The 24,896-nt window shown below is 61.3% G+C and carries 18 protein-coding genes; 3 read left to right on the forward strand and 15 right to left on the reverse strand.

The window, feature by feature from the left end; translation table 11 throughout:
• Positions 1-691: 691 nt before the first annotated feature.
• Complete coding sequence (locus tag DXC18_RS09165) at positions 692-2,329, reverse strand: amidohydrolase (protein ID WP_233503852.1); 1,638 nt, start codon at positions 2,327-2,329, stop codon at positions 692-694.
• 168 nt (positions 2,330-2,497) lie between these two features.
• Between DXC18_RS09165 and DXC18_RS09170 the strand changes: the two genes are divergently transcribed.
• A complete protein-coding gene (locus DXC18_RS09170) occupies positions 2,498-3,961 on the forward strand; it encodes a M20 family metallopeptidase (RefSeq protein WP_117629271.1) in 1,464 nt (487 codons plus the stop codon).
• 140 nt (positions 3,962-4,101) lie between these two features.
• Here the strand turns inward: DXC18_RS09170 and DXC18_RS09175 are convergent, their stop codons facing one another.
• The 11 genes from DXC18_RS09175 to DXC18_RS09225 all read right to left on the reverse strand — a co-directional run bounded on the left by DXC18_RS09175 (position 4,102) and on the right by DXC18_RS09225 (position 14,553).
• Entirely contained in the window at positions 4,102-5,418 is a 1,317-nt protein-coding gene (locus DXC18_RS09175) for a zinc-ribbon domain-containing protein (protein ID WP_158551633.1), read from the reverse strand.
• A gap of 150 nt (positions 5,419-5,568) precedes the next feature.
• A complete protein-coding gene (locus DXC18_RS09180) occupies positions 5,569-6,591 on the reverse strand; it encodes a YitT family protein (protein ID WP_117584120.1) in 1,023 nt (340 codons plus the stop codon).
• Positions 6,592-6,797: 206 nt separating this feature from the next.
• Positions 6,798-7,313, reverse strand: a complete 516-nt coding sequence (locus DXC18_RS09185) for an Asp23/Gls24 family envelope stress response protein (protein WP_117716939.1) — start codon at positions 7,311-7,313, stop codon at positions 6,798-6,800.
• Between the two features lie 44 nt (positions 7,314-7,357).
• Entirely contained in the window at positions 7,358-7,735 is a 378-nt protein-coding gene (locus tag DXC18_RS10735) for a DUF2273 domain-containing protein (RefSeq protein WP_233503061.1), read from the reverse strand.
• Entirely contained in the window at positions 7,728-8,273 is a 546-nt protein-coding gene (locus DXC18_RS09195) for a hypothetical protein (protein WP_147330268.1), read from the reverse strand. The genes DXC18_RS10735 and DXC18_RS09195 overlap by 8 nt, the downstream gene beginning before the upstream one ends.
• Before the next feature lie 166 nt (positions 8,274-8,439).
• Positions 8,440-9,246: a YebC/PmpR family DNA-binding transcriptional regulator gene (locus DXC18_RS09200; RefSeq protein ID WP_117584122.1), complete on the reverse strand. Its 807-nt coding sequence runs from the start codon at positions 9,244-9,246 to the stop codon at positions 8,440-8,442.
• Positions 9,247-9,410: 164 nt separating this feature from the next.
• Positions 9,411-11,594 carry a DUF6020 family protein gene (locus tag DXC18_RS09205; protein WP_233509052.1) on the reverse strand — a complete coding sequence of 728 codons (2,184 nt, stop codon included), beginning with the start codon at positions 11,592-11,594 and terminating at the stop codon, positions 9,411-9,413.
• Between the two features lie 144 nt (positions 11,595-11,738).
• Positions 11,739-12,560 (reverse strand): prolipoprotein diacylglyceryl transferase, encoded by an 822-nt coding sequence (lgt, locus tag DXC18_RS09210; protein WP_089572274.1) that lies wholly within the window; start codon positions 12,558-12,560, stop codon positions 11,739-11,741.
• A 109-nt stretch (positions 12,561-12,669) separates the two neighbouring features.
• A complete protein-coding gene (locus tag DXC18_RS09215) occupies positions 12,670-12,948 on the reverse strand; it encodes a NifU family protein (protein WP_035137589.1) in 279 nt (92 codons plus the stop codon).
• Positions 12,949-13,118: 170 nt separating this feature from the next.
• A complete protein-coding gene (locus tag DXC18_RS09220) occupies positions 13,119-13,643 on the reverse strand; it encodes a dCMP deaminase family protein (RefSeq protein WP_117584124.1) in 525 nt (174 codons plus the stop codon).
• An 82-nt stretch (positions 13,644-13,725) separates the two neighbouring features.
• Entirely contained in the window at positions 13,726-14,553 is an 828-nt protein-coding gene (locus DXC18_RS09225; RefSeq protein ID WP_233509053.1) for a type III pantothenate kinase, read from the reverse strand.
• Between the two features lie 313 nt (positions 14,554-14,866).
• Here DXC18_RS09225 and DXC18_RS09230 point away from each other — a divergent pair, with 313 nt between their 5' ends.
• Together DXC18_RS09230 and DXC18_RS09235 are read left to right on the forward strand one after the other, a co-directional pair.
• Positions 14,867-16,591 carry an OPT/YSL family transporter gene (locus DXC18_RS09230; RefSeq protein WP_117716941.1) on the forward strand — a complete coding sequence of 575 codons (1,725 nt, stop codon included), beginning with the start codon at positions 14,867-14,869 and terminating at the stop codon, positions 16,589-16,591.
• A 215-nt stretch (positions 16,592-16,806) separates the two neighbouring features.
• Positions 16,807-17,946 (forward strand): DUF389 domain-containing protein, encoded by a 1,140-nt coding sequence (locus tag DXC18_RS09235; protein ID WP_117716942.1) that lies wholly within the window; start codon positions 16,807-16,809, stop codon positions 17,944-17,946.
• 56 nt (positions 17,947-18,002) lie between these two features.
• Here the strand turns inward: DXC18_RS09235 and DXC18_RS09240 are convergent, their stop codons facing one another.
• The 3 genes from DXC18_RS09240 to DXC18_RS09250 all read right to left on the reverse strand — a co-directional run bounded on the left by DXC18_RS09240 (position 18,003) and on the right by DXC18_RS09250 (position 24,886).
• Positions 18,003-18,452 (reverse strand): hypothetical protein, encoded by a 450-nt coding sequence (locus DXC18_RS09240; RefSeq protein ID WP_117716943.1) that lies wholly within the window; start codon positions 18,450-18,452, stop codon positions 18,003-18,005.
• Between the two features lie 270 nt (positions 18,453-18,722).
• Entirely contained in the window at positions 18,723-19,682 is a 960-nt protein-coding gene (locus tag DXC18_RS09245) for a 3-hydroxyacyl-CoA dehydrogenase (protein WP_117716944.1), read from the reverse strand.
• A gap of 416 nt (positions 19,683-20,098) precedes the next feature.
• Positions 20,099-24,886: a 2-hydroxyacyl-CoA dehydratase gene (locus DXC18_RS09250; RefSeq protein ID WP_117716945.1), complete on the reverse strand. Its 4,788-nt coding sequence runs from the start codon at positions 24,884-24,886 to the stop codon at positions 20,099-20,101.
• Positions 24,887-24,896: the final 10 nt, after the last annotated feature.

Here is a 24,896-nt window from a genome sequence, read left to right on the forward strand (position 1 = left end):
CGCACGAAGGCCACATTAAGTGGCCTTCGGCTCGTGCGGAACTCGCGATAAACCTTATGCCCCGCCCCTCCGGAGCCACACGGGAGGCAGGTTAACTAATTCGGGCCCGGCATTCAGAAAAGTCAGTGCAGCAAAATGGCGATGCGGATAGGAATGTGGGCATGGTCTTCGCTGCGCGCACGGGTCCCCTGGGGAGCACCGTGCATTTTTGGGAGTATTCAGCAAGCCAGGACGGCTGCATACGCGCCGGACATACCTTATTGGTCCCAAGAACGCCTTCAGCGGGCGGTTTTGGTCGGTGGGCAGACCCCGTTGGGACAAATGGGCGTACTTCGCGCCGTACCGGAGCCCAAAATGACGTCAATCTCCGTAACGTTACTCAGCCGCAGCGGCACCGGCAGAGCTCGCGGTGCTGAATACTCCGTTTTTTGCACGGCCCAGGCGGGGGTACATCAGGACCGGAAAGAACATCTCAGCTTTTTTATGCAATCTGCAACTGGAAGTATGCAAAACACCATGAGGTTTCACTGCTGATGTCCAAATTGAACGCACGGAGCAGCACCTCAACCCCGCGCCCAAATCCAACAGAGCAGGGACGCACATGGCGGATCCTCACCGAAACGCAAACGCGGCTCGAGCGCCATCCCAAAATAAGCTGCCCGAGCCGCGTTTAACGGTAAGACATGAATACTTAGCGCTCGTAGATCAGGTTGCCGGCTAGGTAGGTGGCTTGGACTTTGGTGGCTTGGAGTTCTTGGGGGTCGATGGTGAGTGGGTTTTGGTCCAAGACTACCAGGTCGGCGTATTTACCGGGTTCCAGGCTGCCGAGGTTTTGCTCGTCGCCCGCTGCATAGGCGCTGCCCAGAGTGTAGTTGCGCAGAGCCGTTGCCGCATCGATGCGCTCGCTCGGCAACCAGCCGCCCTCGGGCCAGTGGCTTTTGGGGTCCTGGCGCGTGATGGCCGTGTAGAGCACGTTCATGCTGGTAACGGGCGTGATAGGGCTGTCAGTTCCGAAGGCTTGGCGGATGCCGCGCTGCTTATAGGTTGCGAACGGCCACATGATTCGGCTTCGCTCCAGGCCAAAGTCGCGCTCTGGGCCACCCGGATCGAGCGTGATGTGGCAGGGCTGGCTCGAGGCGACCACGTTGAGCTTGCGCAGGCGATCGATGTCCTGGGGCAGGAGGTTCTCCAGATGCTCGAGTGTGTTATGGCCGTGCTGGGGCAGGCCGTAGAGCTCTGCCGCCTCCTCAAAGATATCGAGCGCAGCATGGATGGCACCGTCGCCGATGACGTGGATACGCACAGTGTGGCCGCGCTCCGCGGCCGCCAGAACCAGCTTACGCATGCGCTCGGCAGGAACTGTCAGACGGCCCTGGTCGCCCGGGAAGCGCGGATTGGTATAGGGCTCGGTGAGATATGCCGTGTGTTCGCTCGACACGCCGTCGAAGAACTGCTTAAAGCCTGGCGCCGAGAGCAGCGCGTTGTTCGCGTAGCGGGTCTGTAGCTCTTCCAAGCGCGATTGGTCATCCAGCAGCGTGGGAAACAAATGGGCGCGGATGCCCAGCTTGCCGGCTGCCTGCAGTTTGTCGTAGACATCGTCGCGGATAAAGTCGCAGCCCGGCATGGGCATGAGCGACATATCGCATATCGAGGTGATGCCCTGCTCGGCCATCCGCCTCATTTGATCGGCGTAAGCGCTTGCGATGCGATCCTCGCCCAGCCACTCAAGGCAGCGCGGTAGCAGCTGCATGGCAGCCGCCTCGTGAGCAATGCCCGTGAGCTCGCCGCTTGCGTCCTTGTCGTAGCCACCGCCCGCTGGCGGCTCGCTGTCGCGCGTGACGCCGAGCGCCTCGAGTGCGCGGCTGTTGAGCCACAGCGTATGGCCGTCGCCCGAATACATAACGCAGGGGCGATCGGGGAATGCCGCATCGAGCGACGCCTTGGTAGGATGCTCGGGCGGGTCCCAACGGTAGTCGCGCCAGCCCTGCGTCACAACCCAAGCGTCATCGGGCAGGTCCTGGGAAAACTCGAGCGCGTGTTGCACCAGCGCCGCCTCGGACGTGCCCATATCCATGAGCATGTACGGCGAGGAGCCGACCGAGGTATGGAAGAAGTGCAGATGAGCGTCATGGAAACCTGGGCAGACAAACTGCTCGCCGTAGTCGATAACCGGCGTGGCGGCAGGCGCGGCGGCAATCACGTCATCGGGCGCACCGACTGCGACGATACGGTCGCCTGCGATGGCAATCGCCAGCTCGCGGGCGGTATCGATGCCGTCTTGCGCGGTAAAGACGTTCTTGGAGCGGATAATCCGATCGATATGTTGCATGGGCATCCCCATCTCTGGCAGGAAATTCAACACCCCCGAGTGTACTCCCCCGCCCTTGTAACAAAACCCCAAGCGGCAAACGGCAACTTTACCAGCCCTAGCGGCAGGTGGCATACTGGAGAGAGCCTGTACGATTTTGCGATCAACCCAGCAAGGAGCAAATCGACCATGACGAAGACCAAGGCACAGCAGATTATGGCGGCGACCGAGGCTCGCGCGGCTGACGACGTCACCGCAGCCATCAAAGATATCGCTACCGAGTTTGAACCCTATATCATCAAGCAGCGCCGGCACTTCCATAAGCACCCGGAGCTGAGCCTTGCCGAGGAGCGCACGACCTCCGACATCGCCAACCAGCTCGACGCCATGAATATCCCCTACGAGCGTCCGCTCAAGACCGGCTTGGTGGCAACGCTTCGCGGTACCGCGTCGGATGCCTATCGCGAGGACGGCACGCCACGCCGCCGCATCCTGCTGCGCGCCGACATCGACGCCCTGCCCGTCACCGAGCAGACCGGCGAGGAGTTTGCCAGCGTCAACGAGGGCTGCATGCACGCCTGCGGCCACGACTGCCACATCGCCATGATGCTCGGCACGCTGCAAATCCTGCGCCATATGACCGACGACATCCACGGCGAGATCCGCATCGTCTTCCAGCCCAGCGAGGAAAACGGCCAGGGCGCCAAGCTCATGATCGGCACGGGCGTGCTCGACGGCGTCGATGGCGCCTACGCCGCGCACATCTGGAGTGAGGTCGACGCCGGCACCGTGAGCTGCGAGCCCGGACCGCGCATGGCCAATACCGACTGGTTCCGCATCGACGTCCGCGGCACCTCGTGCCACGGCGCCATGCCCCAGCGCGGTCACGACGCCGTTATGGTTGCCGCCGAGATCGTCAACGCTCTGCAGACCATCGTTTCGCGCGAGATCAGTCCCTACGAGCCGGCCGTCATTACCGTCGGCGAGCTGCACGGCGGCACCGCGCGCAACGTTATCGCCGGCACGGCCTACCTCGCCGGCACGGTGCGCACCTACGGAGATTCGACCCACGAGGAAATGCCGGAGCTCATGCGCCGCATCGTGGAGCATACCGCGGCCGCCTTGGGCGCCGAGGCAGAGCTCACCGACTACACCATCGCCAATTACAAGGTCGAAAACGATGCCGCCTCGAGCGAGCGCTGCCGCCAGGCAGTAATCAAATGCCTGGGCCCCACCGGCCAAGGCCATTATCGCGGCACACTCTCGGGTGAGGATTTTTCAGAGTACCTGCGCCGCGTACCGGGCGTGCTCGCCTTTGTTGGCACGCGCAACCCCCAGATTGGCGCCACGTACGCCCAACATTCTTGCTTCTACAAGATTGACGAGTCGGTACTGGCCAAGGGCTCCATGGTGGCCGCCCAATATGCCATCGACTTTTTGGCCGAGCCCACACAAGAAGAGCTCGACGGCCCCACGATTGCCGCGGTCGCCGAGACCAATCCCGACCTGGCAGCCAAACTGCGCTCTGCCAAGGCCACGGCCGCCGAGGCCCGCGACGCCATGCACGATGCCCGCACGGCGCGCCATGCCGCCATCAAGGGCATCCATGATGCACGTGCCGCCGCTCGCCGCGAGGAGAAGCACGACGAGTAGTCGATCCACGACCATCTCGCAGTCATAGCCGCATCGCGATATCAAAGCGGGGGCGGACGCTTCGGCACGTCCGTCCCCGCTTATTTGTCAAGCGCTATTTCTACCGTTTCTACCCCGTCCCCAAATGGCAGGTGGCAGGGTTACTCGTCCTGCGGGTCCTCGTCGGAGCTTGGCGCAGGCTCGGGCTCAGGCACGGGCTCAGGCGCAGGCTCGGGCTCCGGTTCCGGCATGGGCGCGGGCTCGGGCTCAGGCACGGGCTCAGGTTCAGGCTCAGGCACGGGCTCGGGCGCGGGCTCGGGCTCGGGCTCGGGCGCAGGCGCCGCAGCGGAATCGGATACGGGCGCTGCGTCGGTGCTAAAACCAGCCGGAGCAGACTTCTTCTCAAACGGCAGCACAAAGGTCAGGACGTCATCCTTATCCTCATCAGCCCATTCAGCTGCATAACGCGCTACCCAATAGCCAACGGCACGATGCTTGAGCATCTTGCCAAAGACCGTAAGGAATACCGTGACAAACGCCGTCAGCACCAAGAACAATACGAGCGTGATGCCACCGCCGGTAACAAGCGCCTCAATAGCCGAAGGACGGTAGTAGTAGTTATACATACCGACAGAGGCAATGGCGCCGAAGACGAGCGTCAGGATCCATGTGACAACGTTGGCGACCAGACCCGTCAAAAACTCGGGAAGGAACGAAGCGCAGAACAGCTTGGTCTTGTTGTGCTTAAACGCCGCCCAGACCTTGTCGAGCGAAAACGCGCTCTCGACACGACCGGTCACCGCAAAGTGCATCACGGCAATGTCGGCGAACATCTTAAAGAAGACCCCCAAGACCGCCGTGGCAATCATAGCCAGGACAAGCAGGCCAAGCGAGCCAAACAGCGCTGCCTCGAGTGCATAGGAGCCGTAATACGAATACGAGCCCGCGGCGCCAATTACCACGCTCTCCACCAGCGAAAGCACTACACCGATAACGGGAATGGCAGCGATAACCTCGAGCACGACCGAGATAACGCTCGAAAAGACTCCGAGGCCAAACGACGTGGAACGCATGAGTGGACGATCCATACCGCCATCAACCTTGAGCGACAGATCGCGACCCCACTCAATACCAAAGCCGGAACCACACACGCTCGCAATGCAAGCTGCCAAAAAGCCGATGGCAGCTGCAATGCCGCCAATAACGGGAATAAACAGCACGAGTACCGACACAACACAAATCAGCGCCGGTAAAAAGGCAATCTGGCACACGCGCTGCAGCACGCCCGGAGTCTTGGTCATATCCTCAAACGCCTGAGCCACACAGCCCTTGGACGCATTCGCCACGGGCGGTTGCGGAACAAACTGCTGGGGCTGACCCTGAGGGGCAGAGGCTGCGGCACCGGCATTGGGGGCACCACACGCACCACAGAACTTATCGTTGTCGCCCATGGGGGCACCACACTGCGAACAGAACATCGAGATCATCCCTTCGTATCTTGAGCGAATCATCTGGATCGCAAACGATGTCTTTAGCATCATTATCACCCAATGTGGGGACAAATACTCCAACATGACGCATTTGCAATGCGCAGGGCGCTATTCGATTGTTTGATGAGCTCGACCGCGTTAGTTCGTTCCGCGGAAACCCTTGCCGACGATCTCGGAGCTGTCGACAATCGTGATAAAGGCACCCGGATCGACTTCGCGCGCATAGCGGCGCAGCTGCACGGCCTCGCGACGGCTTAGCACGCTCATGATCACCGTCACGCACTTGCCCGAGAAAGCACCGTAGCCGCGGCTGATAGTCGCCGTACGGTTGAGATGCTTGACGATAAACTCCTCGACCTTAAGGGGCTCGGAACAAATGACCGTGCAGACTTTGCGCAGGTGAATGCTCTCGATGGCCTTGTCGACCACAAGCGTCTTGGCAAACAGGCCGAGCACGCAGTACAGACCGACGCGCGGACCGTACAAGAAGGCCGCGATGGTCACGATGCCGATATCGACCAACAGCAGCGCACGGCCGATCTCAAGCGTGGTGCGGCGTTTGAGAATCATGGCGAGGATGTCCGTGCCGCCCGTCGAGGCACCAATATCAAAGACGATGGCGCTGCCGAGCGCCGGCAGAATCACGGCAAAGCACAGGTCGAGCCACATATCGCCCGTCATCGAGACATCGGTCGGAATAAAGAGCTCAAACAGCGAAACATAGGCGGACAGCGCAAACGAGGCAAAGACACTCCACAGGATTGCCTTGCGCTCCAAAAAGATAAAGCCCAGAACGACCAGGACCGCATTGATAATCCACATAAAGACGCCGACGGGCAGGGTCGGGAACAGCGTGGACAGAATGACCGACACGCCCGAGGTGCCGCCAAAAGCAAAGTGATTAGGGGTTTTAAACGCGACGATGGCAAAGGCCGTGAGGATCAGGCCCAAATTGAGCTCGGCAAAAAAGCGCGGAAAGCCCGGCTCCTGGCTGCGCTTGCGACCAGCGCGCTCGCCCCGCTCGATAACATCGCGATCGACCACGCGTTCCATCGGCACTACGGGAGGACGATGCACCTCCTCGGCAGCACGCGACGCCGCCTCTGCCGCAGCGGCCTCAATTGCCCATGCCTTGCTTTCTGTTTCGTGCTCGTCGGCCATTACGGCAACCCCTCGTTAACAATTTGGAAACAATGCGCCCATTAGAGTAACGCGGAACGTGGGGATTGCAACCCTTAGTTAGACGAGCGGTATGACTATATCGGGAGCGTACAAAAACGGCCGGCCACGCTTTTGCTTGCGCGGTCGGCCGTTTAATGTTTTCGCAGATAAAACCTGCCAAAACAAACCTGTCCCTTTTTGGAAGGTTATTCGTGCTGGCTGGTGCGGTGCTCGTACTCCTCGGGGGTGATGACATCCTCGATGCGCAGGTTGACGCCAGCCACCTCAAGGCCAGTCATCGCGGCAAGGCGCTCGGTGACACGTGCCTTAACATCGTCGAAGATCGCGGGCGCATAGGCGCCGTACTCGATGATGACGGAGATGTTGACGACCACGCGATTATCGTCGGTGACCTCGACCGTCACGCCCTTGGTCAGATTCTCGGCACCAAACTGCTCCTGCACAAAGTGCATGAGGTTACCCTTCATGCCCAGAACGTGCGGAACCTCGCGGGTGGCCATGGCAACGATCTTCTCGATCACGCCGTTGGAATAGGTCAGCGAGTCCTCGGACTCATCCGCTTCCTCGTCGTCCTCATACGTATCGGACTCGGCCTCGACGAGAGCCTCATCCTCGAGCGTCACATCCTCAGCTTCGGCGACGACCGCCTCGTTCTCCTCGAGCTCGGTATCGGCTACATCGACCTTCGTATTAAAAGCCATGGTTCCTCCTTATGCCCGCCGCGGATGCGACAGTCGAATACATATTAGCGGCCGCTAAACAGACGGCCGAAGAAGTTGACGATCCCGTTCTCGCCGTCGCGAATTTGGCCGATCACAGCGCCGATCAGCACGAAGAATGCAATGACGAGCGTGTCCCACAGGCCCAACGTGAGCACCAACACGGCGAGGATAAAGCCGGCGACGGCGCCGAGCGTGGTGTTGGGATGACGCACAGCATAGCTCCAGACGGCAGCGCCCGTACCCTTGATGAGACCCATAGCCTCGTCAAAATCCGCGGCTGCCGCGTCTTGTAACTCGGTTGCCTCTGCTTTGGAATCAACAGGTTCGCTCGCCGACGTGGCGCTCTGGTCAATCGTCAGGCGCGGCGTACGAGCGGTCTTATCTTGATTGGTATCACTCACCGGAAACCTCCACGGTCTGGACGGTAGTCTTGGACGGCAAAAAACGGACGCGCGCGGTCGTACCCGGCGCGCCGAGCACGGTATCGCAGGCTTCTTCGATGCGCTGCTGCATCGCGGTAGCCAGAGATGCCACGTCCTTATCGTCAAGCGCGATAGCCTCGACCTTAAAACGGACGTGCGAATCGTCGGGGCCTTGGACGCGAGCCTCGACATGCTCGACCATCACGCGGTCGTCGCGCTCGGCAGCAACCCTGGCGCACGAAGAAAGCGCCGCAAGGGTAACCTCGATATTGCGCTCCCCCGCCGGATGCACGCAGGACGGTTCGCGACGGGCGAACATCAGGCGGAAAAAGCTCAGCAGTACGCCGATCGCCACGACGCCGGCGCACGCCGTCACGACGATGCGCGGCATGGGGTCGCGCATCAGCAGCATAAAGCGATACGTATACGGCCCCCAAAACTGGCAGACAAGCGTACCCAGTGCCACGATGGTGGCGGCAAGATACACGATCGCTAGGGCTCGTTTGAGTACGCGCACGCGGCGCTCCCTTCAAATCTCGGCTCTCGAAATGCAGAACGGTTCGCATCATTATAAAAGAGCCGGGTCCGGTGCTCTACGCACGCGGATCCGGCTCATCTATTCCACGAGGCTTGCATGCTCGCTTCATTATGCCCAGATATGCACGGCTCAATCCGTGCTGGCGCTACTCCTCCTCGAGGGCAGCGATGACCTCGTCGGTCATGTCCATGGTGCTGTAGACGTCCTGGACGTCGTCGAGCTCCTCAAGACGGTCGATGAGGCGCTGGACCTTCTTGGCGTCGGCGCCGGAAACCTCGGTCGGGGTGGTCGGGACCATGGTGGTCTCGGAGCCCTTGACCTGGACACCCTGCTCCTCGAGCGCCTTGGAGACAGCCATGACCTCGTTGGCAGCAGTCCAGACGATCCACTCCTCGCCGGCATCCTCGTAGTCCTCGCCACCGGCCTCGGCGATAGCCATCATGAACTCATCCTCGTCACCGGCAGCACCGTTGGCGATCATGGTCTCCTTCTTGGCGTTCTCATCCAGGATCTCCTTGGCGACGACGATCTGGCCCTTGCGCTCAAACTGGAAGGCGACGGAGCCGGAGGTGCCCAGGTTGCCACCAGCGTGGGAGAAGGCGGAACGGACATCAGCGGCGGTACGGTTGCGGTTGTCGGTCAGGCAGTCGACGTAGACGGCGACACCGGCGGGACCGTAGCCCTCGTACACGATGTTCTCGTAGACGGCGGCGTCAGCACCCGAACCAAAAGCCTTGTCGATAGCGGACTTGATCTTGTCCTTAGGCATGGACTGAGCCTTGGCCTTGGCAACGGCAGCGGCGAGGCTGGCGTTGTTCTCGGGCAGCGGGTCACCGCCGAGACGGGCAGCAACAGTGATGTTGCGGCTGAGCTTGGAGAAGAGGGCGGAACGCTTGGCGTCCTGCGCGCCCTTACGATGCTTGGTTGTGGCCCACTTAGAGTGTCCGGACATACGTGTCTCCTATCGGTTTCGACCTAAAGCCCAGCGCAGATGCTCGGGCAATATAAACAAACGTCGTTATGATATACCTACTAGCCTGCGAGATAAACCCCAAAATGAAGGCGTCGTGATGATGTCCCCTTTGGTGCAAAGAAACCTGACCCCAATGCACCAAGTTAGGACCAGAGGAAGTCGCTGCGGGTGACGGTGGCGCCGATGGCGAAGGGCATGCAGGCGATGACCGGATACAGGTAGCGCATGTAGGTCGAGCCGTTGCACGGACCAATCAGGCACACGGCGAGCACGCCCAACAGCGGCACCCAGATCGCCAGCGCACGCCATGAATGACGACGCAGCAGGTAGACCACCACGGCAATCATGATCCACACATAGGTGGCCGAGCTCATGGTGAGCGAAATAAACGGGATGCGCTGCACCGCCACACGGTACAGATTGATCAGGTGGTCGCACCAGCGCACCACGTTGCTGTCAACCGGATGGAAGTCGAAGTACTTGAGGTTGTCGGGACGCGCCATGATCTCGGCACTACGCGCCGTGCTGTAGACCAAGGCATCGCGGGCACTCGGATAAAAGTAGCCGTAATAGTTATTGATGAGCGCCGAGATATAGCACTCGGGATCCTTTTTGAACATCTGCGCCCAGACCTCAAAATAGGCCTTGATGTCCTCCTGCGAGGCGTATTCGTTAAAGCAGTTCTTGACGGCATCGGACTTGTCGGGGTTGTAGCGGCGGCCCAGGTTCTCGTACTTGAGTACGCGATCGATCACGGCACGCTCTTCGTCGGTCACCGAACCGTCGCAAGGAGCCTCCACGATAGTGCCGTCCTCCTTAACCGTAGGGTTGACGCCCGAGTTGAGGCCGTCGTGCTTTTGGACGAAACGAGCCGTCTGTTGGAACGGAATCGAGAGGATTTCGCGCTTGGAACCAGGCGTGATATCGTGCGCCGGCATAAAGACCTTGGTGAAGTACATATTAGAGGCAAGGCAGAGCGCGAGCACCGCGAGAACTCCCACCCAGCGGAAACGCGGGATGGCGCCCGAAGGCGCAGCACCAGTCTGCTTGACTGCACGACGAGCCACATGCGCGTCCCATACGCAAAACGCCGCCGCGATTACGCATGCCGCCAGGGGAAACACAAGGCCGCCGTTGCGCAGAAACGTGGAACCCATAGCAGCCAGCGCGAGCAGCAGCCAGTCGTGGCGCGCAAAGAGCACGGGGGCTTTCTCGCCCGCTCGCTCGACATTGGCATCACGACGGGGCAAGCCACATGCCACGAGCTTGACGGTCTGTACCAGCAGCACCAAAAACGCGTCGGCAAAGAGCACGTCTTTGGTGAGCAACGCCGCGTAGTTGGAGAACATCGGCATAAACGCAAAGAACAGCAGGATCGCACCGCGAACCGGCAGGCTCACGCCCAGTTTGCGCAGCGACGAAATGGAATAGGCCATGCAGGCAGCCGTGATGACAAATTGAGCGCAGGTATAGATGATGAGGCCCGCGTTAGCGCTGTTGAACAGCGAAAGCCCCAGCTGAACGCACGAGCCGATAATGGCCGTGTGCACTACGGGATGATGCCCGTTGAGCAGCACGTTGGGGTTGAGTAGGCGCAGGTAGTCGCTCGTGCCGTTGGGATAGTTGAACCACTGGCGAATCTGCGCGCCCGTATCTCCCATAAAAAGGCCAGGCAGCGAAGCGATGAGCGTGGGCGCCCAGGCGATCATAAGCACCAGGAAGGGCCCGGCAAAGGGATGGACCGAGAGCACGGCGTGAGCCACACGCCATATGCGCCCAAAGTGCGCCTCGGAAAACGGGATGCGCCGAGAGCTCAGCCAATCCAGGCACTCAAAAGCCAGATAGAAAGCCACGATCGCTAGGAGCATCCAGCCCGCGCCGCCAATCCAGGCGCAGATGATGCGGGCCTTGTCGCCAAAAACAATCTCGGCCGAGTCGGTGAGATCGTAGCTGCGGCCGAACACCATGCAGATGGCGAAAAACAGCGACGGCAGAATGATCGATGGACGCCAGGTGTCGCCGCGGCCAAAGAACACGTAACGAAAGGGCAACGTGAGTAGACAGGCCAGCGCGAGCAGCATGACCGCGTCGGTGTGACCGGCAAACGACAGGAGCACCTCGTAGCACACGTAAAGCATGCCCGAGGCCTTTGGATCGATCGCCAGGACTGCATTGCTCGACACCGGGGCGGGATCGATGGAAAACGCCGTGGTCGCCAGCAGGGCGAGCAAAAAGGCGATGAGCGTCTGCTTGGCGGGATAGCGCTTAAACCAAACAATGCGAGCGGCGTCGCGCGCAGCTGTTGTGGAGAGGTCGGAATCCTTCACAGTCCAAAAAGCCTTTCTAGAAACCTGCTAAAAAGGGACAGGTTTATTTTGGCAGGTTTTATCTGGGAAAACGTTACGGTTCTGTCATCGCTGCCCAGCGAACCACCACAAAGGTGCCTGTCCCCTTTGTGGTGGTTTTGGTGGTTAGGCGTCCAGGTAGACGCGCTGGGGCTGGTTGCGGCGACGGGCGAAGATGATGAGTGCCAGGCCCGCGATTACGAGCGGCAGGCTCAGCAGCTGACCCATGGTGATGACGCCGCCCAGCAGATAGCCCAGCTGCGCATCGGGCACGCGCACAAACTCAATCAAAAAGCGAACGATGCCGTAGCCCATCACAAAGACGCCCATAAACGTACCCTGGGGCAGCAGCGGCTTTTTGCGACTGAGCACCTGCAGGATGCAAAAGAGCACAATGCCCTCTAGAAACGCCTCGTAGAGCTGGGAGGGATGGCGCGGCATATCGCCCGCGGTGCCGCCAAAGACCACACCCCAGGGCAGATCGGTCGGCTTACCCCACAGCTCGCCGTTGACGAAATTGGCGCAGCGTCCCAGGCACAGCGCCAGCGGAGCGCCGATAACGGCAAGGTCGGCGACGGTCCAGGCGTCGAGCTTATACATGCGGCACACGATGATGCCGCCCAAGATGCCGCCGACCAGGCCACCGTGGAAGCTCATGCCGCCCTCGTTGGTGGCAAAGATCTCGAGCGGGTGGGTCCAATAGTAGCCATCGCCGTAAAAGACGACGTAAAACAGGCGCGCGCCGATGATGAGGCCAAAGACCGCGCCGACCACGACGCTCGTCAGGTCATCAATCGTAATGTTGAAGCCCCAACGACGCTGCGTGCGGTACATAACGACCGCCGTGAGCAGAGCACCGACCACGTAGGCCAGGCCGTACCAGTAGATGGTGATGGGGCCCGCCGAGATCGCGACGGGATCAAGCATATGGTAGAGGTCGTTGAGCATATCGATCCCCCTGCTCCCTACATACAAATGTGGCCGCGGGCCTTACGCTCGCAGCCGCATATTTGGGCGTAACGTCTATGCGGAGCGTACCGTCCGCAGCTTTCGCATCTTAGAACGGCGCGTACTCGTCGTACAGGTCCTCGGCCTCGCCGGAAGCATTGACCTGCTCAACGCGGGTAACGCCGGGCACATGCTCCTTCAGGATGCGCTCGATACCCATGGAAAGGGTTAGCGAGCTCATGGGGCAGCCGGCGCAGGCGCCCTGCAGCTCCAGCTTGACAACACCCTCGTCGTCGACGCCCACATACTCCATATCGCCGCCATCGGCCTGCAGGTTGGGGCGAATCTCTTCAAGAACCTTCTTAAGCAGCTCTTCGTTAACAGCCACAGGGGCTCCTTTCTCACAATAACGCGGGCACGCCCGCGGACAGGGGCTATGTTACTACAGCCATGTACCCGCTTAGGCGCCAGCCATGCGTGCGGACACGACTTTCACGAGCAGTCAATTTGGGACGGGGCTCTTTTGGCTGTTTTGCCGCCAGCTGGCGTTGGCACGCGCTACTGCCGAGCCTGTCCCCCGGTACCAATCTGGACATCGACGATGACCTGGCGGTAGCTGATGCCGCAGGAGTCGAGAATGCGGCGGCTGATACGGCCGTCATCGGTGTCGGCATACTTATTGTCCAGGTAGACGACCTCGCCCACGCCCACCTGCGCCAGGATCTTGGCGCAGTCGTGGCACGGGAACAGCGTGACGTAAACCGTGGAACCCTCGAGGTCCTTGAGCGAGCCACGGTAGTTGAGCACGGCGTTGGCCTCGGCATGGACCACGTAGTTGTGCTTGTCCTGCAGCGGGTCATCGCTCGTACCCCACGGGAAAAAGTCGTCGTTGAGCGCCGAGGGCGTGCCGTTGTAACCCACCGAAAGGATGCGGTGGTTGGTGCTGGCGATGCACGCTCCCACCTGCGTGTTGGGGTCCTTGCTGCGGCGCTGCGCGGCGATGGCCACGCTCATAAAGAACTCGTCCCAGCTAATAACGTCGCGGCGCTTGCCCGACGCGGTTTGATGAAGATCGTCCGACATGGCAGACACCTCCGCAATCGCAATAGTTTGGCCCATTGTAGCAGGTGAAAGGTAGGGGCGCTTATCCCACCAGCCCCTCGCCCTACGCGCGGCGGGGCTTTTGGTTGATGCGGTAGAGCTCGGCGAGACCCCGCAACGTCAGCGCGTCGTCTACCGTCAGGCTGTGGCCGACCAGCGCCGCAAGTGCCTCGGCATCGTCGCCGGTAATGACGATGGGCACATCGCCCTCCCCCGCGGCCTTGGTCGCGCGCATCTCGGCAAGCACCATGTCGAGCATGCCGTCGATGCGGGCTACCTCGCCCAAAACCACACCCGAGCGCATGGCCTCGCGCGTGTTGCGTCCGATGACGTGCGTTGGCGCCGAGGGCTCAACCTGGGGTAGGCGCGCTGCTGCCGCCGAAAGCGAACGGGCGCCGAGGGCCAGGCCTGGCGCGATAACGCCGCCCACAAAGGTACCGTGCGCGTCGATGACCTCGATATTGGTCGTCGTGCCCAGGTCAATCACGATGCACGGCGAGCCGTAGACGGCGCGGGCCGCCACGGCATCGGCGATGCGGTCGGGGCCGATCTCGGCCGGATCGTCGTAGTGCACGGGTATGCCGGTCTTAAGTCCCGGCCCCACGGTGAGCACGCGCCCCGTGCAGGTGCGGGAAAGTGCCGCCTTCCACGGGCGCTCGAGCGCCGGGACTACACAGCTCAGCACGGCCGCGGCGGGTGCAAGCACCCCGGGCACACCTGCATCGGCGGCGAGCGCGCCCATGACCTGCACAAGTCGCATGCGTGCCTCGTCGGCCGTGATGCTCGACGGCGTCGTGATCTCGCACGTCGCAAGCGGACATTCCTGCGCCGCGGCCGAATCCTCGGCAAACAGGCCAAAGCGAATGAACGTGTTGCCCACGTCGACCGTCAATATATATGCGCACCCATTAAGCATCGCCGGCGCTCCTTTCGTCTGCCCAGCAGTATATCCCGATGATTATTCTGGGACGGGGATTTAAAAATCATTGCGTACCTGATGATTTTTAAATCCCCGTCCCAGAATAATCATCCTTCGGCTTCGTTTGGGATAGCTAAAAAAGCCCAGTCCCAAATTAACTGCCGTGCCGCTATACTGGTGCGCGGTCGTTTGCGAGCTCACGCGGCGGCCCTTGGTAACCCGACTTCCCGCGCCGTATCCGTAACGGCGCTCCCGGGGGAAGCGGATATACGCAAAGGAGTTTTATATGAGCAATCCCTCGAACCGCGCTTCGATGCGCGGGCAACTCACGCTGCGCGGCGTCGTCATCGGCGTCCTTGGCTGCGTGATCATCACGGCAAGCTCGGCCTACACGGCCCTCAAGATGGGTGCACTCCCCTGGCCGATTATTTTCGCTGCCGTCATCTCGCTGTTCTTCCTGAAGCTCATGGGCAACGCCAGCCTCAACGAGGGCAACGCCAGCCTCAACGAGGCCAACGTCACCCACACCATCATGTCCGCGGGCGCCATGGTCGCCGGCGGCCTGGCGTTTACCATCCCGGGCGCCTGGATGCTGGGCTATGCCGACCAGATCAGCTGGCTCGACATGTTTATCGTGGCACTCGCCGGCACTATCCTGGGCCTTCTGGCGACAGCGCTCATCCACCGTCACTTTATCGTGGACGCCGCGCTGGAGTTCCCTACCGGCAACGCCGCAGCTCAGACCCTGCGTGCTACCGAGGCCGGCGGCAAGACCGGCAAGCAGCTCTTTGGCTCCATGGCCATCGCAGGCATCTACAGCGTGCTTCGCGACGCTCTGGGCGTGGTGCCCAGCATGCTGTGCACGCTCAATATCCCCGGCGTGACCTTTGCCATCTATAACTCGCCCATGCTGCTCTCCATCGGCTTTTTGGTTGGCTTCGCCCCGGTTGCCTTCTGGTTTGCCGGCGCGCTGCTAGGTAACTTTGGCATCATCGTGGGCGGCACCGCTGCGGGTCTATTCGACGTTGTGACTGCGCAGGGCATCGTCAAATCGCTCGGCATGGGCCTCATGATGGGCTTTGGCGTCGCCGTCGTCCTCAAGGACATCCTGCCGCAGGTCGCCGGCATCGCCCGCGGCCTCGCCGCCGACAGCTCCAGCGACACCGACGAGCAGTCGCTCATCTCGGGCTCGCTTAAGCTCGACGCCGGCATCATCGGCCTGGGTACTGCCGCCATAGCCGTGATCGTCGCCATCGCGCTCGACCTTGGCCCCGTCCCGGCCGTCATCGTCACGCTGTTCACCTTTGTCACCACCATCATGAGCGCGCAGAGCTGCGGCCAGACGGGCATCGACCCCATGGAGATCTTCGGCCTCATCGTCATGCTCATCGTGGCTGCCTTCGCACAGATCGCCCAGGTCAAGCTGTTCTTTATCGCCGGCATCGTGGCCGTGGCATGCGGCCTTGCGGGCGACGTCATGAACGACTTTAAGGCCGGCGCCGTGCTGGGCACCAACCCGCGTGCGCAGTGGATCGGCCAGGCCATCGGCGGCATCGTGGGCGCCCTGGTCGCCGCTGCCGTCATGGTCGCGCTCGTCACCGCCTATGGTCCGGATGCTTTCGGCCCCGACAAGAGCTTTGTGGCCGCGCAGGCAAGCGTCGTCGCCACCATGGTCTCGGGCATCCCGAGCGTGTCGTGGTTCGTAGGCGGCTTTATCGCCGGCATCGTCATGTACTGGCTCGGCATTCCGGCCATGATGATCGGCCTGGGCGTGTACCTGCCGTTCTACATGTCGCTCACGGCCTTCTTGGGCTCCTGCGTCAAGCTCGCCTACGACAAGTGGGCCGCACGCCGCGACGCCGCTGCCGGTCTTTCGGACGAGGAGAAGGCCTCCAAGGATGCCGCCTTCCAGGAGCAGGGCCTGGTCGTCGCCAGCGGCCTGCTCGGCGGCGAGTCCATCGTCGGCGTTATCCTGGCGTTTGTCTCTGTTGGTCTGAGCCTGCTGGGGTAGGCCGAACAACAACGCACCAGCGCAGAGCGCGGAGTCGGAATCAAACCGGCCCCGCGCTTTTTTGTCTATTTGACTCTTATGATCCTCGCGGCGTTTTAGCCATGTCGATTGGCCTGACTTCCAGGTCAACAAACCTTGTCTGACACCTCGCCTAACGCGGTGTAGAGTAAAGACGACAGACGCAAGAAGCGGCTCAGAAGCTAAACGAGGTAAGCATGAAACTCGACAAACAACAGATCAAGCGGCTGTGCGAGCGTCATCATCGTCGTCACGGTATACGCCCTGCACACAGCGAGGCCATGGAGAATGCCACCCGTTTCCTTAAGCAGGCGTTCAACATACGCGAGGGACGCGCGCCCTATCACGTGATTCGCAAGCGCTTTGTAAACGGGGCGCGCCTGACTGGCTCGCACTTATGCATCCTGATCATTGCCATGTTGATCGCGAGCATCGGCCTCGATATCAACTCGGATATCGCCATTGTAGGTGCCATGCTCATCTGCCCGCTCATGGGCTCGGTCCTTGCCATGGCATACGGCATTGCCACGCTCGACCGCGAGATTGCCGTCGAGGCAATTGCCGGCCTCGCGCTGCAGATGGTCTTTTGTCTAATCACGTCCACGCTGTACTTTAAGCTCTCGCCCCTTGGCACCACCACGGCCGCCATCATCGATAACTCGACACCCACCGTATGGGACCTTGCCGTCGCGCTCGCGGGCGGCTTTGCGGGTGGCCTGGGCAACTCGCGCGACCAGGAACCCGCCACGCTCATCGCCGGCGTGGCCGTGGCGACCGCGCTCATGCCGCCCCTGTGCGCGGCGGGCTATGGCATCGCCATCGCAAGCGGGTCGCTGTTTCTTTCAGCCCTCTACGAGTTTGGCATCAACGTGGTCTTTATCGCACTGGCTGCCGAAGCCGTGCTGCTTCTTTTGCGCGTGCCGCTCAAGCGCGACCTCAACGGCGACGGCATTGTGACCGCCGAGGAAAACGCCGAGGTCGATGAGCTGTCACACAAGGTGCGCCGCCGCATCATCGTGGGCACGGTGATCTTTGCCATCCCCTGCATCGTTATGACGGCGGGGTCTATTGGCTCGGCGCAGGCCGGCGTGCAGGACGGTTACGGCGTCACCGAAACCACGCGCGAGCTTGCCGCGGTGCTGCCGGGCTTTAAGGATTACACCGTTGCCGTCGAGACCTCGGCCACCGAAGACGAGGAGGAGGGCCTTGTCGAGCGCGAGGTTGTCGCCCATGTGACGACAAGCGAGGCGCTTGGGGCACACGACCGCCGTGTAGCCCGCAAGCTCATCGACCTCAATGTGCCCGAACTCGATCGCGTGGAGTTCGATGTGAAGTAACGTGATGTAGGGCGCAGATCACGACTGCGCCCCGCTCGCTGTTTTATTGCCGTGAATCAGCTGTCCGCATCGACATCGCCAGACTCCACTGTAAACGCCGGGCCGGTACTCACCAGATAAAAACGGGTCACCCTGGTATCTCTAAATAGGTAGAGCAAGCCCTGATCGCGTCGGCGCGAAATATACGCCACGTGGACCGTACCGAATTCTTCGCCGTTTTCCTTCTTTAATATCAGGATGTTGGGGTCATCCGTACGCTTAAACTGCCCGTCTGCGCAGATTCCGTCTTGGTCGACCAGCTGCCATCGACAGTTGTCCTCCTCAAGAAAAGCCAGGGTTTCCCGACTTGTTTCGTCATCCCGATAGTAACCGTCAATGGCAAAGCCTTCGGAAGCACATTCCTGCATATAGGATGTTTCTCGACTTATAGCGAACTGCCCTATAGCGCCCAGAAGCACTGCCAGGCAAACCACTGCAACGGTTATCGAGACAAAACGGCGGCTCATGTCAGCCAGCCCGATACTTGTTTAACGGAGCACGAAACATACTTGGTACCTCCGATATCATGGCGAATGTCACCTACGGCCTGTCGGCAATCATATGTTTCCAACATCAAACCATATGGCAACCACTCGCGAGAGGAGTATCGGCGAACGGTGCATTTTTGCGTTCTATTGGGCAAACGTCAACGCGCGCTACAGCTCTTGCTCGACCTATTCAGATCTTGTCGCATACTACCGTAGATCCTCAACGCTTCCGCCCCCAAGAGATCATTTTTAGTACTTGAAGAAGCCCTCGCCCGAGCTTTCGCCCAGCTTACCTTCGTCGAGCATTTTCTTGAGGACGGATGCCATAGCCTTAAAGTTGTAGGGCATCATCATCTTCTTGAGCAGCGGGCTCACCAGGCCCGGGACCTTCTGATACTGCATGACGATGTTGTAGGCCGTCTGGATACCCACCGTGTCGAATACGCGGAACGGGCCCTTGGGGGCGCCGGTGCCCCGCGTCCATGCAAGGTCGATGCTCTTGTGGTCACTCACACCCGAAACATACAGGTCAAGGCCCGAAAGCAGCCACGGCACCAACATGGAATTGAGCAGGTAGCCGTTCTTTTCCTTGTTGACGGGCAGGGCAAGCATACGGATATCGTTGGCAAAGTCGACGAGCTCGTCGAAGTAGCGCTTGTCGGTTTGGTCCTGTGCCATGACATCGGTCATGTTGTTCTTCCAGATGGAGTTGGCAAAGTGCAGCGGCAGGTACTTCTCGGGACGGCCGGTGTACTTGGCAAAGGTGCTCGGCAGCAGCGTGGATGAGTTGGTCACGATGACGGTCTTTTGCGGCAGAACCGGGGCGAGCTTCTTGTAGAAGTCGATTTTTGCCTGAGTGTCCTCGGCCATAGACTCGATGACCAGGTCGGCGTCGGCCACGGCCTTGGCAAGATCGAGCTCCAGCTTGAGTGTGGAGTAGGCACGCTCGACGGCGGCGAGCGCCGCTTCCTTGTCGAAGGGCTGGGTGCCATCGGCGATACCGGCGCACCACTCGCCCGTGCCGTCCGCCATGCCCTCGATTGCCGCGATGTACTCCTTGCGCACGTGATCGATCTTGGGCTGGGTGCGGCCGATGCTGCCCTCGCTGCGCAGCCAAATCGTTACATCAAAGCCGCAGTAGGCAGCCTGAAAGGCAATCTGGCTTCCCAACACGCCGCCGCCGGCAACACAAACGGTCTTGTAGCTCATGGAACGGCCCTCTCTTACGTAATTCCATAGATGTGTATTTATTCAACCGTAAGGATGACGCGCGCTGGGGGTGGGTTCTATAAACGGGCGGTATTTCGCGGCAAACGGCTACATATGTTCATTATCTCAGGGGTTCCGAGGGCAGTTTTTGGTGCCACCGAGACGTCGTTTTCGGAAGTATGCGGCAAATTCCGAAACTCTTGAGCACGTCCTGATTTTCGCCAATAAAACCGCAGGTACAGAGCTTTGTCATATCCGGTGTGCTCGGCCTATTCAGATTTTGCCGCATACTTCCGAAATCTAAGTTCGCAAAGGGTGATAGTTGGGGCGTTTACGCAACATATGTCCAGCAAAAACGGGTGGTAGCCGGCACGGCTGCCACCCGTTTGTCTCATATCTAGCCCATAGCGGGCAAGCTACTTCTTAATGCCGCGTCCCAGACGCTCGGCGACCGACGCAACGGCTTCCTCGCTGGCCGGCTCGCAGCTCACGCAGCCGTCGTGGGCGCGCATCTGGCCGGTGACCTCGTCCATCGCGAGCGGCGCCACCTTCTCGAGCTTAAAGCCCTTGCCGGCGCGCATGTTCTCCTTGGCCACACTGATCATGAGCTTAATACGGTTGAGCTGGTTGACCTCGGACGCACCGGGGTCGTAGTCCACCGCGACAATGTTGCTCTCGGGATGCTGGCGGCGCAGCTCCTTGATCACGGCCTTGCCCACCACGTGGTTGGGCAGGCACGCGAATGGCTGCGTGCAGATGATATTGGGCGCACCGTGATCGATCAGGTCGAGCATCTCGGCCGTGAGCAGCCAGCCCTCGCCCATGTTGTTGCACACCGAAAGCACCGTGCGGGCCTTGTCGGCCATGGTGCCGATGCGCTCGGGCGCCTCAAAGCGGCGGGACTTCTCGAGCATCTCCTCCACCGGCGTGCGCATCCAGTCCACCAGCTTGATGAGCGCCTGCATGCCCGCGCGCGTAGTGGGAGAGCTTCCCAGCTCGTCCTTCTGCAGCTCGGCGTTGCTCATGGAGTACAGGAAGAAGTCGAGCAGGCCCGGCACCACGGCCTCGCAGCCCTCGCGCTCGATAACGTCGACCACGTGGTTGTTGGCCGTGGGATGGAACTTGACCAAGATCTCGCCGACCACGCCCACGCGCGGCTTGGTGCCCTCGCCCACGAGCGGCATGGAGTCGAACGCGCGGATGGCCTCGCGGCACAGCTTGGTGTAGTTATGCCTGTTGAACTTGGGCGCCAGCTTGCGGGCGCGCGCCATGTACTCCTCGTAGAGTGCGTTCGCCGCACCGGGCGTTGCCTCGTACGGGCGGCAACGATAGAGCATCTGCATCATCACGTCGCCAAAGAGCACCGCGTAGACTGCCTGCTTAAGCAGCGCCGGCGTAATCTTAAAGCCGGGGTTGTCCTCGCCCAGCGCCACGGCCGAAAGCGAGATCACCGGAATCTCGGGGTGGCCGCTCTCGCGCAGGGCCTTGCGGATAAGCGCGATGTAGTTGGTGGCACGGCAGCCACCGCCGGTCTGGCTGATGACCACGGCTGTCTTGGACAGGTCGTACCGACCGCTCTCGATGGCCTCCATGATCTGACCCGTCACCAGGATCGACGGATAGCAGATGTCGTTGTTCACATAGCGCAGACCGGCCTCGACGGCATCGTGGTCAGTCGAGGGCAGCAGCTCCAGGTTGTAGCCGGCACCGCGGAACACCTCTTTGACCAGGTCAAAGTGGATCGGCGCCATCTGCGGGCACAGGATGGTGTAACCCTCCTCGCGCATCTGCTCGGTAAAGGGCACCTTGGGCCATGCGGTCGAGGCGCTCTCACGCTGCGCCTCGAACGTGTACTTGCGGCTCGCGAATGCGGGAGCATCCATGGAGGGTGCCACCGGCGCGGCGTCGCCCTGCTCGTAGGCCTCGCCCGCTGCCGTAGCCTCGGCCAAGCGCTCGGCCTCCTGGTCCTTGAGCGCCGCCATGAGCGAGCGGATGCGGATGCGCGCAGCGCCCAGGTTGGACACCTCGTCGATCTTGAGCACGGTGTAGATCTTGCCGCTGGCCTCAAGGATTTCCTGCACCTGGTCGGTGGTCAGAGCGTCCAGGCCACAGCCGAAGGAATTGAGCTGGATCAGATCCAGGTCGTTGCGCATCGTCACAAAACGGGCGACGGCATACAGGCGGCTGTGGTACATCCACTGGTCGACGACGCGAATCGGACGCTCAGGCTTTACCAGGTGCGCGAGCGAATCCTCGGTAAAGACCGCAAAGCCAAAGCTCGAGATAAGCTCGGGCAGGGCATGGTTGATCTCGGGGTCGTTATGGTAGGGGCGGCCGGCGAGCACAATGCCGTGGCCACCGTGGTCCTCGACCCACTTAAGAGCCTCCTCGCCCATGGTCTGGATGTCCTCATGGAAACGCGCATCGGCCTCAAAGGCAGCGTTGACAGCGGCATCGACCTCGGAGCGCGTGATCTTGGGCCCACGCACGCGACCGCGACCGGCTTGCGCATCGGCCACACGGTCGACGGCGAGCACCTGATACAGACGGCGCTTGAGCTCGGTCTTGTCGTGATAGGGCACAAACGGATACAGGAACTCGATGTTCTGCTCGCGGATCTCGTCGATGTTGAGTGCCAACGCCGTGGGGTAGCTCATGACGATGGGGCAGTTATAGCAGTTGCCAGCCGTCGGATCCTCCTTGCGCTCCCAGCGCACGCACGTCATCCAGATGAAGTCGACGTCACGGTCGATGAGATTCATCACGTGGCCGTGGCTCATCTTGGCCGGATAGCACACGCTCTCGGACGGCATGGACTCGATGCCCGCCTGGTAGGTCTTCTTGCTCGACTGGTCGGACAGCTGCACGCTAAAGCCCAGGCGCGTAAAGAACGCGTGCCAGAAGGGGTAGTTCTCGTACATGTTGAGTGCGCGCGGGATACCCACGGTGCCGCGCGGGGCCTCGTCGGGGCTCAGCACCTCGCGGTTAAAGAGCAGCTCGCTTTTCTTTTTGAAGAGGTTGGGGGCCTCGGTCTTTTGCTTTTTGTGGCCGGCACCCTTCTCGCAGCGGTTGCCGGTAATGAAGCGCCTGCCGCCGCCAAAGTCGTTGACGGTGAGCTGGCAGTTGTTGGAGCAACGGCCGCAGCGGACATGCTTTTGCGTCACGGTGAGGTGCGCGATATCCTCAGCCGAAAGGATGGTCGAGGTGCCGTCGGCGCCGGCGCGATCGCGGGCGAGCAGGGCCGCACCGTAGGCGCCCATGCAGCCGGCGATGTCGGGGCGCACGGCATGCACGCCGGTGAGCTGCTCAAACGCGCGCAGCGTGGCATCGGACATAAAGGTGCCACCCTGGACGATCACCTGACTGCCGATCTCCTTGGGGTCGCGCAGCTTAATGACCTTGAACAGGGCATTCTTGATGACAGAATAGGACAGGCCGGCCGCGATGTCGCCCACCGTGGCGCCTTCCTTTTGCGCCTGCTTAACGCGCGAGTTCATAAAGACCGTGCAGCGGCTGCCCAGGTCGACGGGGGCCTTGGCATGGATGGCGGCATCGGCAAACGCGCGCACGTCCATGTTCATAGACACGGCGAAACTCTCGATAAAGCTGCCGCAGCCCGACGAGCAGGCCTCGTTGAGCATGATGTGCTCGATGACGCCGTCCTTGACGCGCAGGCACTTCATGTCCTGGCCGCCAATGTCCAGAATGAACTCGACGCCGGGCAGGAACGCCTTGGCGCCGCGCAGGTGCGCGACGGTCTCGATCTCGCCGGAATCGGCCTTGAGAGCCTCGATGAGAAGCGCCTCGCCGTAACCCGTGGTGGTCACGTGGCCGATGGTGCAGCCCGCGGGGATGTGGTTGTAGAAATCGGCCATGATGACCTTGGCCGTGCCCAGAATGTCGCCGTTGTTGTTGCCGTACCAGGTGTGCAGCAGCTGACCGTCCTCGCCAACGAGCGCGGCTTTCATGGTGGTGGAGCCGGCGTCGATGCCGATGAACACGCGGCCGGTGTAGCCTTCGAGCTTGCCCTTGGGGACGACCTCGGAGTCGTGGCGGGTTTTGAACTCGGCAAAGTCCTCGTCGTTGGCAAAGAGCGGATCCAGGCGCTCGACCTCGGCACCTTGCGTGTCACCCAGGGCATCGATGGCCTCGATGAGCTGCGGGAACGTGCTGAGCTTATTGGACTCGTGCGCCATGGCAGCGCCGCTCGCCACAAACAGGTGAGCGTTTTGGGGCACGATACGGTGCTCCTCGTCCAGGTTGAGCGTGAGGTAGAAGCGATGGCGCAGCTCGGAGAGGTACTGCAGCGGGCCGCCCAGGAAGGCAACGTTGCCACGGATGGGGCGACCGCACGCCAGGCCCGAGATGGTCTGGGTCACAACGGCCTGGAAGATGGAAGCGGCCACGTCCTCGGGGCGGGCGCCCTCGTTGAGCAGCGGCTGGACGTCGGTCTTGGCAAAGACGCCGCAGCGGCTGGCGATGGGATAGATGGTGGTGGCGTTGGCCGCGAGCTCGTTGAGGCCGCTGGCATCGGTGTGGAGCAGGGTGGCCATCTGGTCGATGAACGCGCCCGTACCGCCGGCGCAGGTGCCGTTCATGCGCTGCTCGATACCGTTGTCGAAGTAGATGATCTTGGCGTCTTCGCCGCCTAGCTCGATGGCGACGTCGGTGGCCGGGATGATGGTCTCGACGGCACGCTTGCTGGCGATGACCTCCTGGACAAACTCCAGGTCGAGCCACTGGGACAGCAGCAGGCCGCCCGAACCGGTGATGGCGCAGGTCATTTGGGCAGCCGGCAGCACGGTCGCAGCGCCCTCGAACAAGTCGCGGGCGCAGGCGCGGACGTCGGTGTGGTGGCGCTGGTACTTGGCGTAGACGATCTGGTTGTCGTCGTTGAGCACAGCGAGCTTAACGGTGGTGGAGCCCACGTCGATGCCCAGGTGCAGGTTGCCACGAGCGTTCTCGGGGTTGAAGATCGCGCCTTCGGGGGCGTGGGCGGCGGTGGCGGCTACGGGCTCAGCGGCGGTGGCGGGCTCGCTAGCGACGGACGTCTCCCCTGCCGCGTTCTTGGCATCGGCAACTGCCTCGGCAACTTTCTCGGCAGCCGCGGTCGCGGCCTTCTGCGCGGCGTCCACCACGGCGGGCGCGGCCTCGCGTGCGGCAGCGACCATGCGGTCCTTAATGCCCTCGACGAGTTTGCTCATTGTCTCTCCT

It is taken from the genome of Collinsella sp. OM08-14AT (assembly GCF_003438115.1).
In the GTDB taxonomy this organism is placed as follows: Bacteria; Actinomycetota; Coriobacteriia; order Coriobacteriales; family Coriobacteriaceae; genus Collinsella.

Coding starts and splice junctions, on each gene's coding strand:
- DXC18_RS09165 (WP_233503852.1), bottom strand. CDS start 2,329: ATGCAACATATCGATCGGATTATCCGCTCCAAGAACGTCTTTACCGCG.
- DXC18_RS09170 (WP_117629271.1), top strand. CDS start 2,498: ATGACGAAGACCAAGGCACAGCAGATTATGGCGGCGACCGAGGCTCGC.
- DXC18_RS09175 (WP_158551633.1), bottom strand. CDS start 5,418: ATGTTCTGTTCGCAGTGTGGTGCCCCCATGGGCGACAACGATAAGTTC.
- DXC18_RS09180 (WP_117584120.1), bottom strand. CDS start 6,591: ATGGCCGACGAGCACGAAACAGAAAGCAAGGCATGGGCAATTGAGGCC.
- DXC18_RS09185 (WP_117716939.1), bottom strand. CDS start 7,313: ATGGCTTTTAATACGAAGGTCGATGTAGCCGATACCGAGCTCGAGGAG.
- DXC18_RS09200 (WP_117584122.1), bottom strand. CDS start 9,246: ATGTCCGGACACTCTAAGTGGGCCACAACCAAGCATCGTAAGGGCGCG.
- lgt (WP_089572274.1), bottom strand. CDS start 12,560: ATGCTCAACGACCTCTACCATATGCTTGATCCCGTCGCGATCTCGGCG.
- DXC18_RS09220 (WP_117584124.1), bottom strand. CDS start 13,643: ATGTCGGACGATCTTCATCAAACCGCGTCGGGCAAGCGCCGCGACGTT.
- DXC18_RS09230 (WP_117716941.1), top strand. CDS start 14,867: ATGAGCAATCCCTCGAACCGCGCTTCGATGCGCGGGCAACTCACGCTG.
- DXC18_RS09235 (WP_117716942.1), top strand. CDS start 16,807: ATGAAACTCGACAAACAACAGATCAAGCGGCTGTGCGAGCGTCATCAT.
- DXC18_RS09240 (WP_117716943.1), bottom strand. CDS start 18,452: ATGAGCCGCCGTTTTGTCTCGATAACCGTTGCAGTGGTTTGCCTGGCA.
- DXC18_RS09245 (WP_117716944.1), bottom strand. CDS start 19,682: ATGAGCTACAAGACCGTTTGTGTTGCCGGCGGCGGCGTGTTGGGAAGC.
- DXC18_RS09250 (WP_117716945.1), bottom strand. CDS start 24,886: ATGAGCAAACTCGTCGAGGGCATTAAGGACCGCATGGTCGCTGCCGCA.